Source organism: Rubritalea marina DSM 17716 (assembly GCF_000378105.1).
GTDB classification, from domain to species: domain Bacteria; phylum Verrucomicrobiota; class Verrucomicrobiia; order Verrucomicrobiales; family Akkermansiaceae; genus Rubritalea; species Rubritalea marina.
Genome location: NZ_KB899251.1, coordinates 83,435 through 97,627, shown reverse-complemented (window position 1 = coordinate 97,627; position 14,193 = coordinate 83,435). Strand labels below are relative to the sequence as shown.

Annotated in this window: 15 protein-coding genes; 7 read left to right on the top strand and 8 right to left on the bottom strand. The window is 52.6% G+C overall.

The features are described 5' to 3' along the window. Positions 1 to 137: 137 nt before the first annotated feature. Positions 138 to 1,877 (bottom strand): hypothetical protein, encoded by a 1,740-nt coding sequence (locus F454_RS0105190; RefSeq protein ID WP_018969572.1) that lies wholly within the window; start codon positions 1,875 to 1,877, stop codon positions 138 to 140. 724 nt (positions 1,878 to 2,601) lie between these two features. On the opposite strand from F454_RS0105190, the gene F454_RS0105185 reads away from it, so the two are divergent. From F454_RS0105185 to F454_RS0105175, 3 genes are all read left to right on the top strand, one after another. Beyond that, entirely contained in the window at positions 2,602 to 3,132 is a 531-nt protein-coding gene (locus F454_RS0105185) for a DUF6508 domain-containing protein (protein ID WP_018969571.1), read from the top strand. A gap of 127 nt (positions 3,133 to 3,259) precedes the next feature. After that, on the top strand, positions 3,260 to 3,544 hold the full coding sequence (locus F454_RS0105180) for a hypothetical protein (RefSeq protein WP_018969570.1): 285 nt from the start codon (positions 3,260 to 3,262) through the stop codon (positions 3,542 to 3,544). Positions 3,545 to 4,034: 490 nt separating this feature from the next. Continuing rightward, the gene (locus tag F454_RS0105175; RefSeq protein ID WP_156817144.1) at positions 4,035 to 4,316 is read left to right on the top strand and encodes a hypothetical protein; all 282 of its coding nucleotides are present in this window, start codon (positions 4,035 to 4,037) and stop codon (positions 4,314 to 4,316) included. A 100-nt stretch (positions 4,317 to 4,416) separates the two neighbouring features. On the opposite strand, the gene clpB is transcribed toward F454_RS0105175, so the two are convergent. Further along, positions 4,417 to 7,014: an ATP-dependent chaperone ClpB gene (clpB, locus tag F454_RS0105170; protein ID WP_018969568.1), complete on the bottom strand. Its 2,598-nt coding sequence runs from the start codon at positions 7,012 to 7,014 to the stop codon at positions 4,417 to 4,419. Positions 7,015 to 7,351: 337 nt separating this feature from the next. Between clpB and F454_RS0105165 the strand changes: the two genes are divergently transcribed. The 3 genes from F454_RS0105165 to F454_RS14240 all read left to right on the top strand — a co-directional run bounded on the left by F454_RS0105165 (position 7,352) and on the right by F454_RS14240 (position 8,707). Beyond that, positions 7,352 to 7,603 carry a type II toxin-antitoxin system Phd/YefM family antitoxin gene (locus F454_RS0105165; RefSeq protein ID WP_018969567.1) on the top strand — a complete coding sequence of 84 codons (252 nt, stop codon included), beginning with the start codon at positions 7,352 to 7,354 and terminating at the stop codon, positions 7,601 to 7,603. Continuing rightward, positions 7,600 to 7,854: a Txe/YoeB family addiction module toxin gene (locus F454_RS0105160; protein WP_018969566.1), complete on the top strand. Its 255-nt coding sequence runs from the start codon at positions 7,600 to 7,602 to the stop codon at positions 7,852 to 7,854. The genes F454_RS0105165 and F454_RS0105160 overlap by 4 nt, the downstream gene beginning before the upstream one ends. Positions 7,855 to 7,963: 109 nt before the next feature. Next, entirely contained in the window at positions 7,964 to 8,707 is a 744-nt protein-coding gene (locus F454_RS14240; protein ID WP_018969565.1) for an SGNH/GDSL hydrolase family protein, read from the top strand. Here F454_RS14240 and panB read toward each other — a convergent pair. The 4 genes from panB to dapA all read right to left on the bottom strand — a co-directional run bounded on the left by panB (position 8,704) and on the right by dapA (position 11,831). Then, positions 8,704 to 9,468, bottom strand: coding sequence for a 3-methyl-2-oxobutanoate hydroxymethyltransferase (gene panB / locus F454_RS0105150; protein ID WP_018969564.1), 765 nt, complete (start codon positions 9,466 to 9,468; stop codon positions 8,704 to 8,706). The two genes, F454_RS14240 and panB, sit on opposite strands and share 4 nt — an antisense overlap. 42 nt (positions 9,469 to 9,510) lie before the next feature. Then, positions 9,511 to 10,014 carry a 2-amino-4-hydroxy-6-hydroxymethyldihydropteridine diphosphokinase gene (folK, locus tag F454_RS14235; protein ID WP_018969563.1) on the bottom strand — a complete coding sequence of 168 codons (504 nt, stop codon included), beginning with the start codon at positions 10,012 to 10,014 and terminating at the stop codon, positions 9,511 to 9,513. Between the two features lie 108 nt (positions 10,015 to 10,122). Next, positions 10,123 to 10,860 (bottom strand): 4-hydroxy-tetrahydrodipicolinate reductase, encoded by a 738-nt coding sequence (gene dapB, locus F454_RS0105140; RefSeq protein WP_018969562.1) that lies wholly within the window; start codon positions 10,858 to 10,860, stop codon positions 10,123 to 10,125. Between the two features lie 92 nt (positions 10,861 to 10,952). Next, positions 10,953 to 11,831, bottom strand: a complete 879-nt coding sequence (gene dapA, locus F454_RS0105135; RefSeq protein WP_018969561.1) for a 4-hydroxy-tetrahydrodipicolinate synthase — start codon at positions 11,829 to 11,831, stop codon at positions 10,953 to 10,955. A 137-nt stretch (positions 11,832 to 11,968) separates the two neighbouring features. Between dapA and F454_RS0105130 the strand changes: the two genes are divergently transcribed. Beyond that, positions 11,969 to 12,241, top strand: a complete 273-nt coding sequence (locus tag F454_RS0105130; protein WP_018969560.1) for a type B 50S ribosomal protein L31 — start codon at positions 11,969 to 11,971, stop codon at positions 12,239 to 12,241. Between the two features lie 225 nt (positions 12,242 to 12,466). Here F454_RS0105130 and F454_RS0105125 read toward each other — a convergent pair whose 3' ends face one another. Both F454_RS0105125 and F454_RS0105120 read right to left on the bottom strand, forming a co-directional pair. Next, positions 12,467 to 12,982: a YbjQ family protein gene (locus tag F454_RS0105125; protein WP_018969559.1), complete on the bottom strand. Its 516-nt coding sequence runs from the start codon at positions 12,980 to 12,982 to the stop codon at positions 12,467 to 12,469. 230 nt (positions 12,983 to 13,212) lie between these two features. Then, positions 13,213 to 14,190 (bottom strand): PhoH family protein, encoded by a 978-nt coding sequence (locus tag F454_RS0105120; protein WP_018969558.1) that lies wholly within the window; start codon positions 14,188 to 14,190, stop codon positions 13,213 to 13,215. Positions 14,191 to 14,193 lie beyond the last annotated feature (3 nt).

Genomic DNA, 14,193 nt, shown 5'->3' with positions numbered 1-14,193 from the left:
AATCCCACACAGCAGCAATCAGCAAATCACACAATTGATCACTCACCATGTAGCACAAGCTACAAATCGAGCAAACACCATGAGCTGCAGAGCCACGATGTCAAGTAAAGAATAGGCAGCAGAACAGTCAGTACAGCTCACTTCAGAACCGTCTCAATCCCCATCGCACTCTTCCGAGCAAACTTCGGGATCTTATGCTCATAACGCCGGTGGAAGATCCGATAGACTCGCCCGAGCAGGCGGAGAGTCACGAGGTGGTCAATCACGCGGTAGCCACGCTTCTTGCGAAAGAAGAGACGCTGTAGAATGCTCAGGTCCTGGGAGCTGAGTGGCACCCGAGTGAAATCAGTTTTAATGCGATAGCGTGAGCGCTCGCTGCGCGGGTACTTGGCCTTGTAGGCACGTTTTTTCTCAATCACCTTGGCGCGAAGCTCCTCAGTGAATGGAGCAAACATATACTCCCGAGAGAGGGCAATCATCTCGAACGTATCGTGCATAAATTGCACGTCATCCCCCCCCCAGCCCAGGGTCCTTGCGAGGCTTTCCATCTCGGAGAAGTTTTGCAGCACATCGTAGCCATCAGCGATGGCTTTCTCCCAATCGCCGACGAAGTGTTTGGAAATCTTTTTAATCGGGTGTTGGAAGAAAATACAATCCCAATAGACATGCAAGAGTGGCGGGATACGCACGCGACGGAAAAACCATTTTTGTTTGGCAAATTCCTCAATATACAATCCACGTAGGACTGCGTCATTGGCTAACTCCAGAAATCGCCGCACTTGCTCAAGCTTCAATGAGCCATAAAACTTCGTGAGCGCCGCATCCACACTCAGCCCGTACTGCATCACCTGCACCGTCACCGCACTATTCAGCTCGACCCAATACGAGCCAGAAGCCAAGTAGGAACGACGCTTGAAAGCATGCCAGCCCCCCGTTTGAACCCAGACACTAAAGCCCACCAAATTCTGCGCCTGCTCCAGCTGATGGGCATAGTTTTCCACATCCCAACCAATAAAACTTGGGTATTCCCCAGCCCCCTCGTATTCGCGCCGCGCCTGGAACTCAATCACCTTCGGAACCTCAGTCTCGAAAAATGCCTGAGTCAGTGGCAAGTAGCGGAAAAAATCACTCTCTCCATACTTCAAAGACAGAATAAATTTAGGACTCTCAATCCCTTGCAATAGCCCACGCACCCTACGGCGATGCCAGATGAGATCACCCACCTGGTAGGCTCCCACGGTCCAAGTGCGGCACAGCAACATCTTGCCATGCCTCTCCATCACCTGGAGTAACCCCTTCAACAATTGATTCGCCTGCTGCGCGGTCTCCACAAACAAGGTATTGTGCAGATCCCCCTTCACATCCTTGCCATCGCCTTCCCCCAAGCGCAGCACCACGCCATCCACCTCTGGAAACTCCGTCAAAAACTGATCAATCAAGGCATAGAAATACTCAGCAATTCGCGCGCGCTTCCCACCGAGCTCATGCACCAAATCCCCACTAGTCGGAACGGCATCAGTCGTCATCAGCACCTTCAGCCCTGCTCCCTTGATAATCGCAATCACCTTACGCATCTCCTCACTGAGACGCTCCACACGCCTCATCAACTCAGCCGAGTAAGAGCGATGGGCCGTCAAATGAGCCACATCATCCAGCGTCACCGTGTTGTAGCCATGCGCTCGCACACGCTTGACAAACTCAGTCATATCCTCGCGCACCCCCTCCCAGTATCGATCCGCTTCCTCCCCCTCCACGGGCAATTCAGCCAAGGGAATCTTCGACCAATTGATACGTCGCTTGGCATAAGCACCAAAAAAAGCACCTATCCCATCCACTATCACCCAATCGTAGTTCCCAGCTTCAGTTCTTCTAGACATATCTAACAAATAGACACCGTGACTCAATCAGACTGAAGCAGCAAGAGCTCAAGGATGACAGAGTCGACACAGTACCCTAGTCAAAAACAGCCACCCAACCCGGCCGGTTGAAGGCCCCTTAAGATCAATCCCAGAGCAGCAAAAACACCCCAGTCCTAAAGACCATCGTGGCAACAACGGATCTAGCGAACGAACCGAATCATAATGAGAAGAGCCATCTCTCAAGACTCTCCAATTCCCCTCCGACACACGAAACCTGACTCACTCCCAGCGATCAACACCCCCGCCCTTCCAGCTCGCTACGGACTATCGTCAGCTCCACGAAATTGGCTCCTCTACCTGCTAGTTTGATGGATTGACCCAAGCAAAAGGAACTTGTTAAAATCAGCTCCGCTGTTAGACCTTGCGTAGCACTCCGACCGAACAAATGTTCGGCGGGTATACTTAACTGATCTAGATGGAAATGAATAAAATCATATCAGGACTTCCGTGGTTTGGCCTGGGGCTAATAACTTCTAGTTTGAAGGGATACTTTACTCTGCACCACTGGATCCAAGTGTCAGTGGGACTAACACTGATTGTCTATGGCTGCATGAAAAATAGAAAAGATAAAGGATCAGATTCACAAAACCAGGATTCTAAGCCATGAGTCCGCGTCACTTGGATTTAAACCCTCACAGCCTACTGGCTAGATCAAGACGCAGTAGTCAACGTTCGACTAAATATGTTCATTCCTGAATCAGAAGCCAAAGAGCATTTTGCAACTTTAACATACCAAGAGTGGAGGCCTCTATTGGAGCTGATCAAAGAAATTAGAGCAACTCCAAGAGATTCATACACGCTGCCTTATGAGCCAGCTAAGCATGATATTTTATCTAGGTTCATAAAAGTAACATACATGAGGCCTAGTATAATGATCAACTTCGATTGGCCTTCTTGGGAGGATGGGAGAAAGATTATTAACGATGATAATATAGATTACGATTCGATCTGTATGGTAACTAAGTGCAAACTAATTACAACCCTTGTAAGAAATGATCGATTTCACGAGGGCGCTCTCGCATTAGCATTCAGAGACGGTACCATGCAGAAAATCTTGGAGAGTGTCGATAAGGAAGTTCGAAGAAATCACAGGGGAATGAAGGGTATTCTTTCTCGAATCCTCGACTTCGATTTTTCTTCGGCCCCATTCTATGTCACCACCATTGTTATTATTTTTGTGCTCCTATCACTTATCAAATCGTTCATAAACTAACTTACCTAACAGGACGTTGCGCCCAATCCCTTCACCGTCGAGAAGCGAGCCATTTCTAATCTTCAAACATTAACCCAAAAACAAAGCGCGCTGAGAGTTCAGTGATTGGTGTGCTTTACGTTAAATAATGCCTATCAACATCTACAAAACCCTTTCTAACGATGAAACTGAAGACATAGCTTGGCTCTGCAATGATAATTGGGATCTGACTGAGCAAATGAAGAGCCTAGAATTATGGCTAATAGAAAGCGGGACTCAATTACCTGTTGGAGATTACATTGCAGACGTAGGTATTTCAGTACGTGAAGGATCAGAAGCTAAAGGTGGTGGTGCCGCCTTCCCTCCTGAAGCGATGTCAGTCATGGCAACCAAAGGAATCTACTTATTCATTTCTGAGTACCCTAAGATTTAAAATCTGCCTCTGCTTAGTAACATGCACAAAGTGCAACACATACTTGGATGCTCATATTCCATTGTAACTCTATTCTACTTAGCATCTTGCTCTGAAGAAACTGTAGACATCAACGCACCAGAAAAAGTCACGGAAAACAAAAAAGAAGGGAGCTCACCTTACCCCTATGGCGTACTGGTTGATGGTCGAGATGGTTACGTCTATAGTCCACATGACCCACTGAGGAACCCACTAGATGTTCGAGGATTACCCATCAACACCCCCGTTAGAGATCCATATTCAAATAGTTTATTCCTAGTTCCAGAATTACCACCAATTCCAGGCATGCGACCTCAACAAGTATTCCAGGATGGCAGTATAGTGCCTAGGTCCACAGAAAACTAACTTGCAGAACAAGAAAGAATGAGATGGTGCACACGGATTGTTTTCTGTCATACTTCTGAACTCATCAGGAGATGAGACAATCAGAGGAGGGGGACACGCATTTGATATGAAACCATGGAGATCTAATTGTATTCCGCAGCGCAGTTCCATCATCATGACCGTGCTTGTGGCGATCACGGCGTACCTTTGTTCAAGTATTTCAGCGCGTGCCGGGTATTGTTTGGCATTCGTCTACATGCTGCTTCTCATCCTCAATTCTCTCTTTGATCAGCTCAGCTGCTGGCCCAGAGGAAAGAAGGTTGAGAACAAGTATTTTTTTGCTCTCTTCTGGGGGATTGGTCTCGGAGTTCTTGTTCCATACGTCGTGCGTCAATACCTCTTGCAGTGATCATTGTGGTCATCGGGAGACCGTGCGAGCACCAGTAGAAAACCTCATAGCCCATGGCAGGCGCTGGGCTTGCTACTGGCGACTCGCTGTGAGCCACCATCTAGTCCTTCGCTCCTGAGGTGAAGCGGAGGCTGCCATGCTCGCCGAGATCGACCTGGATCGTGTCGCCTTCTGAGAACTTCCCTTCGAGCACTTCGAGGCTGAGTGGGTCGAGGATGAGCTTCTGAATCGCCCGCTTGAGTGGTCGCGCACCGAAGCTTGGGTCGTAGCCGCTGCTGGCGACTTCCGCGACCGCGGCATCGGAGATATCCAGCTTGAATCCACGCTGAGCCATGCGTTCGGCCACGCGCTGGATTTGGAGTTCGATGATGCCGCTGAGTTCCTCTTTATCGAGGCGATCGAAGATGATGGTTTCGTCGAGTCGGTTGAGGAATTCTGGGCGGAAGTGTTGCTTGAGCACCTCGTGCACCTTGGATTCGCGTTGCTCGGCATTGGCCTCATCGAGGATGAATTGGCTACCGATGTTGGAGGTCATGACGAGGACGGTATTGCGGAAGTCCACAGTGCGGCCTTGGCCATCGGTGATGCGGCCGTCATCTAGCACTTGGAGCAAGACATTGAACACATCGGGGTGCGCCTTCTCGACTTCATCGAAAAGAACCACCGAGTAGGGCTTGCGACGCACGTGCTCGCTGAGCTGCCCACCTTCTTCATAGCCGACGTAGCCCGGAGGCGCGCCGATCAGACGCGACACCGCGTGCTTCTCCATGTACTCGGACATGTCGATACGCACCATCGCCCCTTCATCATCGAAAAGGAACTCCGCGAGGGCTTTGGAGAGCTCGGTCTTGCCGACACCTGTGGGGCCGAGGAAGAGGAAGGAACCGATCGGGCGGTCCTCGTCCTGAAGTCCAGCACGCGCGCGGCGCACTGCATTCGACACTGCTTCCACTGCTTGCTTTTGGCCAATGACGCGCTCGCCTATCCGCTCCTCCATGTGCACGAGCTTGGCGCGCTCCCCTTCTTGGAGCCGGCTCACGGGAATGCCCGTCCAGTTCGACACCACATTGGCGATGTCTTCCTCGCTGACTTCCTCGGTGAGCATGCGGCCGGCTTTCTGAAGGTCTTCCAGCTTGAGCCTGGCCTCATCGGCCTCTTCGATCACCTGCGGGATCGTGCCGTAGGTGAGCTCTGAGGCCTTGCTGAGGTCGCCCTCGCGCTTCGCTTGCTCGGCTTGATTCTTGAGTGATTCTATCCGTTCTTGGGCCTGGTTGACGGTATCGATGACTTCTTTTTCATTCTGCCATTGCGCCATCAGCCCATCACTCTGCTCCTTGAGGTTGGCCATTTCTTCCACCACCTTGTCTAGGCGCTTGGCGCTGGCGGGGTCGCTTTCTTTCTCGAGCGCCTGACGTTCCATTTCTAGCTGCATCACTTGGCGCTGCAGCACATCGATCTCGGTCGGCACCGAGTCGAGCTCGATCTTCAGACGCGAGGCCGCCTCGTCCACGAGATCGACCGCCTTGTCTGGCAAGAATCGATCCGAGATGTAACGATCACTGAGGGAGGCAGCAGCGACGATGGCGGCGTCTTGGATGCGCACCCCATGGTGCACTTCGTAGCGTTCTTTTAATCCACGTAAAATCGCGATGGTGTCCTCCACACTCGGTTCGCCCACCATCACTGGCTGGAAGCGACGCTCGAGCGCGGCATCTTTCTCAATATACTGGCGGTACTCGTCGAGTGTGGTGGCTCCAATCGTACGCAGCTCACCACGCGCCAGCTGGGGCTTCAGTAAGTTTGAGGCATCCATCGCCCCGTCGGTAGCTCCCGCCCCCACAATGGTGTGCAATTCATCAATGAAAAGAATCACCTCGCCCGCCGATTCGGTGACTTCCTTGAGGAAGGCTTTGAGGCGTTCCTCAAACTCACCACGGAACTTGGCACCGGCGACCATCGAACCGATATCTAGAGCGATCACGCGCTTGTTCTGCATCGATGTAGGCACATCACCACTGACGATTCGGCTCGCGAGTCCCTCGACGATGGCGGTCTTCCCCACCCCAGGGTCACCAATGAGTACCGGGTTGTTCTTGGTGCGGCGGCTGAGCACCTGCATCACGCGGCGGATCTCCGTGTCGCGGCCAATCACCGGATCAATTTTCCCTTCACGCGCTTTCGCCGTGAGGTCTTGGCCGTACTTTTCTAAGGTCTGGTACTTCCCCTCTGGGTCTTGGTCTGTGACGCGCTGGCTACCGCGCACTTGCTGCAAGGCTTGCTTGAGCAATTCCTCGCTCACGCCCGCCTCTTTCAGTAACTTGCCTAGCTGGCCATTCGCCTGCAAGCTCGCCAGCAAGAAATGCTCGACGCTGACAAAGTCATCGCCCATCTCGCCACGCACTTTTTCGGCACCATTGAGCACCTCGCGCAGCTCATAGCTCGGACTTGGCTCGGCATTGCCGCCTTGGATTGTCGGCTCATTCGCCAGCGCATTCAGCACCGTGGCCTTGACTTGGGTCACATCAAGGCCTGCCGCCTCAAGGATCGGCACCACCACACCACCATCTTGTTTCAATAACTCAATAAAGACATGCAGAGCCTTCAGCTCAGCATGCTTCGATTGCTGCGCCGACAAGCTCGCAAGCTGCAACGCTTCTTGTAATTTCAAGGTGAACTTTTGCATTTTCGTATTCTCCATTTAGGGTTCAAACCACCACATCGTGTGGTTCATTCATTTAGACAAACACAACATAGTGTATAATATTCGAAAATCAACACTACAATTGATACCATATTTTGTATTCACCTCGCTAATTTAAAGTAAGAACGAAAAAGTAGAAACGTAAAAGTGTTAGCACGACAGGCGGCTAGGAACCCTAGGTTTAGTTGATTCCGAAACGCTGACGCAGGAACTTAAACCTAGGGTCCTTGCATGCTTAAACTTCAACTAGCGGCAGCCACCGCGACTGAACTCTCAAATGAGCCGCAACTAGAATAAAATTGACTCTCACCAGTTGTCCAATATATTGGACAATATGAATGCAATCACTTACTCCCACGCACGTGAAAATCTTGCGAGCACGATCACTGAGGTTTGCGTGAATCATGACCCAGTGATTATCACAAAGAAAGGCACTGATGCTGTGGTGATGATCTCGCTAGAAGATTTTGAGGCGATGCAAGAAACCACTCACCTCTTGCGAAGCCCTCGTAATGCGAAGCGCTTGATCGAGTCTATCGAGCAACTGAATGCAGGTTCAGGGAGAGAGCGAGAATTGGTCGAATGAAGAAGATATTCTCAGACCGGGCGTGGGAAGATTACCTCTATTGGCAAAAGACCGACAGACGCATGCTGAAGAAGGTCAATGAACTCATCAAAGACATTGATCGCAACCACTACGAGGGCATTGGTAAACCCGAACCCCTGAAACATGCTCTCGCTGGTTTCTGGTCGCGACGCATCAACTCCGAACATCGTATCGTCTACCGAATCTCAGAAGACGAAATCCAGATCGCCCAAATTCGCCACCATGATTAAAAGCCTTCTTCAGAACCTAGGGTGCTCACTTTCGGACTGCGCTCGCGATAGCTAGCGTGCGCCACAACATCTGTAAGACAGGAGGAGCTCACTGAGTATCTATAAAACTATGTTAGACAGGCGATCATTTCTCACACGTTCTGTAGTCGCAGCGGGAGCGGCGGCTCTAGGTTCATCGGCCAAGGCTGCACCAAGTAAAACAAGCATAGGATTGGTAGCTGGGAGTCGCCTCTTGTTCCAGGGCGACTCGATCACCGACATGCAATGGGGGCGCAACCAACGCGACCGCAACCATTACTTGGGTCACAGCTATGTGTTTCTATTGGCAGCCCGGCTCGGGGTGGACATGCCGGAGGCCAAGCTCGAATTCTACAACCGTGGAATCAGCGGCAACACCACGCAAGACCTGAAAAAACGCTGGCAGAAAGATGCGATCGACATCAAGCCAGACTTGCTCAGCATTCTCATCGGAACCAATGATGTGGGCAAAGGGATCACGCCTCAGGAATTTGAAGCAAATTACCGCCAATTGCTAGATGCCAGTTTGGCCGCAAACTCGCAGCTGCGGCTCGTCATGCTCGATCCCTTCGTGCTGCGCAGCGGTGGGCTAAAAAGTGAACAAGCATGGAAGGCAAGACGCAGTGCCACCGACAAGCTCGGCGCCATCGTGGACAAGCTGGCCGCGGATTACAATGCCGTGCACATCCAGACCCAAGCGATCTTCGATGCCGCCACGGAACTAGCCCCCCCAGAGCACTGGATCTGGGATGGCATCCACCCACTACCCCAAGGCCATGAGCTCATCGCCAGAAGCTGGCTTGAGGCGCTGTGCCCACTCTCTCAGAAGAGCTAGACTTGTCCTTTGTAGCGAACAGCGGCCTGAGCGATATCGCTAGAGATGTTTGCCTGCGGCTTGGCGAAGGGCGGGACAAACCAAGGGTAGCCACCCACGAGGTCGGTGATGACGGCAACTTCGCCGTCGCATGTGTTGTCACCACAGCCGATGCCGATGGTGGGGACACTCAATTGCTCGGTGAGGCGTTGGGCGGTGGCCGGCACAACACTCTCGAGTACAATGGCAAAGACTCCGGCGTTTTCGAGGGCCCGACATCCTTCTAGGATTGCTTCGTACTCGGCCTCGGACTTCCCCTTCTTTTTGTAGCCTCCTTCTTCGAGAACACGCTGAGGTAGCATGCCCATATGGCCAAAGACTGGGATGCCAGCATCGACGATAGCCTTGACCTTTTCAGCCTGGCGAACACCACCTTCTAGCTTCACAGCATCGGCGCCTGCGTCGACCAAGAGCTGGGCATTTTCCAGAGCCTCTGCGGGACTATCGTAGGAATGGATCGGCAGGTCTCCCACCACCAGGGCATTGGTGTTGCCACGCGCCACGGCAGCCACGTGGTGCAGCATATGCTGCATGGTGACGTGAGTGGTGTCAGGGTAGCCAAGCACGACCATGCCAAGCGAATCACCTACCAACAACAAATCGATACCAGCTTCGTCAAGCAAGCGTGCCGTTGGGTAATCATAGGCGGTGAGGCAGGCAATCTTCTGCTGCCCTTTGCTCTGGCGGAGCCTCTCGGCTTTGGCTTGGCTGGTGGTGCTCATGGTTCAATATCTATCCCGGGCAATCTCGCTCTGGGTATCGGCTTACCAAGTCTCGGATACCATGATCAGGGGGCGTTCTCCACTCTGTAATTCTTGGAAATGCCACTCCATCGGTTTCTCGGACTCGGGCAAGACGAGCTCGGGAGCAATTTGCACCAAGGGCTCTAGCACAAAGCGGCGGTGTTGCAAGCGTGGATGCGGTATGACCAAACGCGGCCACTTGAGAACGAGCTCACCCATATAAAGGATATCGAGGTCGATGGTGCGAGGCGCATTCACCCCGTGCGCACTCGGACGCCCCATTTCCACCTCAATGCGCTGCAGAGCATCCAATAAAGCCAAGGGCTCCCCATCGAATGTGAGCTCAAGCACCGCATTGTAGAATTCTGGTGAACCAGGTGGGCAATCGACAGGGTCGCTACTAAAGACCGAGGACACCGGGCCCAGTGCCACCACACCAGGAATCTGTTGAATCCGTTCTTTCGCCTCAGCCAGATGCTGCAGGCGCTCACCCAAATTGGAACCCAATGCAATGCCCGTTCTCATCGACCGCTAAATAGTGTGATTCAATGGTACAAAAAAGTGGAGAGGCGATGGGGATGATCCGGCCTCTCCACTGATCTAAAGTTTCATTGTCGCGCAGGTACTCTTGAATTACTTCAAGCCCAGCACGTCCTGCATGTCGTAGAGACCAGCTGGCTTGTCCTGCACCCACTGTGCCGCGCGCACGGCACCTCCTGCGAAGGTAAGGCGGCTAGAAGCCTTGTGCGTGAGCTCCACACGCTCGCCATCTGCAGCGAACATCACGGTGTGATCACCAACGACATCTCCCCCACGTAGGGTGTGCATGCCGATCTCCTTGCTAGGGCGCGGGCCGATATTGCCCTCGCGGCCGTGAGTCACATCATCTTCATAGCTCGTGCCTGTCGCGTCATTGAGAATCTCTAGCAAGCGACGTGCGGTACCTGAGGGCGAGTCAATCTTATGCTTGTGGTGCATTTCGGTGACTTCAATATCAAAGGTGTCATTGCCGAGGATCTCCGCAGCCTTCTGGGTGAGATAGAACAAGGTGTTGACTCCGATGGAGTAGTTGGCGGCGAAAACGATCGGGAGCTGCTTGGATGCCTCGACGATGCGCGCACGTTCCTCGTCAGTGTGCCCTGTGGTGCCAATCACCAGTGGCACGTTCTTGGCAATCGCTGCTGCCAACACTTCATCCGTGAAGAAGTGAACGGTGAAATCGATAGCCGCATTGACACCGTCAAATGCAGTCTGCAAGTCCTCACCAGTGTCGTGAGTCTTTGTTACGGTGGCGCCGGGGTCAACTTCGGCAGCCTCCACGAGTGCTTGGCCCATACGGCCAGAGCGACCAAGAATAAGAAGTTCTGTCATATTAAAGGATGATTTAGGGATGGAATGATCAATGGATGCCCAGACAAGGAAAGCGTAAAAACTTCTGGCGCTGTTGGGCGTTCAAAAAAGGTTTATACGAGATCGTATTTACTGAGAAGCTGACGCACAACTTCTAGCTTGTCCGAAGGAAGTGGCAAGAGCGGAAGACGCACTTCATCAGAGCACAGCCCCATGAGCGCAGCGGCGGCTTTGATCGGCATCGGGTTGGTCTCCACCGACATCAAGGTGCTGAGTAGATCCACGTACTGGTCTTGCACCGCCTGAGCGGCCGTTGGGTCGTTGGCGCGCATCGCATTGACCAACTTCACCACAACTTCTGGCACGATATTGGATGCCACCGATACCACACCACAAGCACCACGCTTCATGAACTCGATGGTCAGTGGGTCATCGCCTGATAGAATTTCGAAGCCATCGGGCAAAGCCGCCTTGAGCTCGTCCACACGATCCGGATTGCCTCCAGCCTCTTTGATTGAAATGATATTATCACACTCAGCGGCAAGTCGTGCTGCTGTCTCAGGGGCAATCTCTACCACAGAGCGGCCCGGCACTGAATAAAGCATGATGGGAAGCTGGGTGCTCTCAGCCACTGCGCGGAAGTGCTGGAACAATCCTTCCTGAGAGGGCTTGTTGTAATATGGAGTGACCTGCAACGAGGCATCGGCTCCGAGAGCTTCAGCTTCCTCTGTGAGCTGAATCGCTTCAGCTGTGGAATTTGCTCCAGTACCGGCAATGACCTTCACGCGGCCAGCTGCAGCATCTACAGCAATACGGATCACTTCGAGGTGCTCCTGCGGGTCCAATGTCGGCGATTCACCAGTAGTACCAACTGGTACGATCCCCTCGACACCGCCGGCAACTTGCTTCTCTATCAGTGCTCTAAAAGCGGATTCGTCTACCTGCCCATCGCGGAATGGGGTTATAATTGCTGTGTGCGTGCCTGCGAACATGGCGCCAGACTAGACAACAAGCTTCACTAGTCAAGAGTGCAGACGCTTTGATGACACTATGGAGTTGACATCCTAAAATTACCTTGTAAATCACCACTCCCGCCGCGACGGAAACGTGGCACAACATTATCAAGACTATGAAAGCTGATATCCATCCTGATTACCACCCAGTAATCTTCCAAGACATGACTTCCGGTAAGCGTTACTTCACACGCTCCACCGCCAAGTCCGACACAACTGAAACAGTAGACGGTGTAGAGTACTTCGTGATCTCCACTGGTATCACTGCAGACACTCACCCATTCTACACTGGTAAATCTACCTTCGTGGATACTGAAGGTCGTATCGACAAGTTCCAGAAGCGTTTCGGTGCTGTTCGTCGCGCCAAGAAGCCATCACTCAACGCTTAAGCGGCCGAGTGCGTGTTCGCTCACTGAACACCAACGATTTTCCAAAGTCCTCGCTAGTCAATCTAGCGGGGATTTTTTTTACGCCTAATAGCCCGCTTGCTCCCGCTGCGAGGCGGCAACTCAGAGAGTGCACCGGGCCGATACCTTGTGCGTTTGCAGCCAACAGCAAACAAGCACCCTCACGCGATGCAAGGGTACCCGATGAGAAAAGCCCGGCTTTAAAGCTTACTTAAACTTGATGGCAGTCGCAGTGGCTGAGCTAGGGTGCATGCCACGATCGCTACCTTTCTTGATGCCCAAGAAGCCCTTTTCAAGTGACTTCATGATGATCGCATCCGCGCCCATCTTTTTGGCCTGCACCTGAAGGTGTGCCATCATAATATCTTCACTACCACCGAGCACAATCTTGTCGCTGGACTTGCCACTCACTTCACCAAGCACCTCATAGGCGCGCCCTTTTGGTGCTTCTTCGTAGATGGTCACATCGTCAGCAGTGTAATAAATCACCGGCTTCGGCATTGAGTCTTCGTCTGAGACAGCAGCGCCCGCAGAGGCAGCGGTTGTCGTCGCCGCAGCCGCAGCATTCTTCTCAGTGGAAGAAGATTGCGCTGGAGCAGCTACAGGCTCAAGACTAGGGGAAAATGACGGAAGCTCGAAGGTGTAGGTCTTCTTGATGCATGATGAGAGCGAAACAAGCGCTCCGAGAGCAACGGCGGTGGTCAATGGTGAAAATTGGCTCATGTGATTGTTAGTTAGTTACTGTCTAATACCTAATGATTCTAGCTAAACTGTACAAGCACCATCACAGCAACACAGCTGAACCATGTGACATTTCCGCCCCAAGAGCAACTCACCCCTACGATCGAGTTGCGGATTCACACACTCTCAGCAACTGACTGGTCAACTTGACGCCTTGCCTCAGAACGCTGGAGCACTCTGGGTACTGCCACTGGGCTCGCAGACGCCTCTATCTATTGATTCTCCGACCCGCGCACTCGGTCATAAGCCGTGATAATACGCTCTACCACCGGATGGCGCACCACGTCGGTAGCACTGAAACGGATGAAGCTCACCCCATCAATGTCCTTGAGAGCCTGCACAGCCTCAGACAAGCCCGAGCGCATCCCCTTCTTCAAATCAATTTGCGATTGATCCCCCGTGACCACACAGCATGAACCTTCGCCAATGCGCGTGAGCAACATATAAAGCTGTTCTGGTGTGGTGTTCTGAGCCTCATCAAGAATGATAAAAGCATTCGCTAAGGTCCTGCCGCGCATGTAAGCCAATGGAGCGATCTCGACCGTCCCGTCTTCCAGGTAGCGTTTGCTGAGATCTGGATCGAGCATGTCCTGCATCGCATCATACAGCGGCCGCAAGTATGGAGCCACCTTCTCCTGCATATCTCCCGGAAGGAATCCTAAAGCCTCACCTGCCTCCACCGCAGGACGCGTGAGCACAATCCGGTGCACCTGCTTTTCCTTCAACATTGCTAAAGCTTTAGCCATCGCAAGGTAAGTTTTCCCCGTACCAGCCGGACCCAGACCAAAAGTCACATCATGGCAATCCATGGCATTGAGGTAAGCGAGCTGCTGGGCTGAACGCGGAGAAACGGGCTTGCGCCCCGCCGCCCCCTGAATCTTGACCTGCCCGAGCTTCGCCACCTTCGTATCCATTTGCCCCTGCACCACCTTCAGCGCCGTGTTAAATTCTTTAGCAGAGATTTCGCCGCCGACTCGAAGCGCATCCTCCAAATCCTCTAAAGCATCCTTGGCCTTTTCCACCTGCTCTTCGGCCCCTTGTAACAAGACCCAACCATCACGACTCAGCACTTTCAAGCCAAGAACCTGCCCCATCTTCACCACATTTTTACAATCATTCGCAAAGAGGTCGTGCACAAATTGTGCTGATTCATACTCGATTCGCTCCTGTACTTGATCGCTCGTGGCCATAAG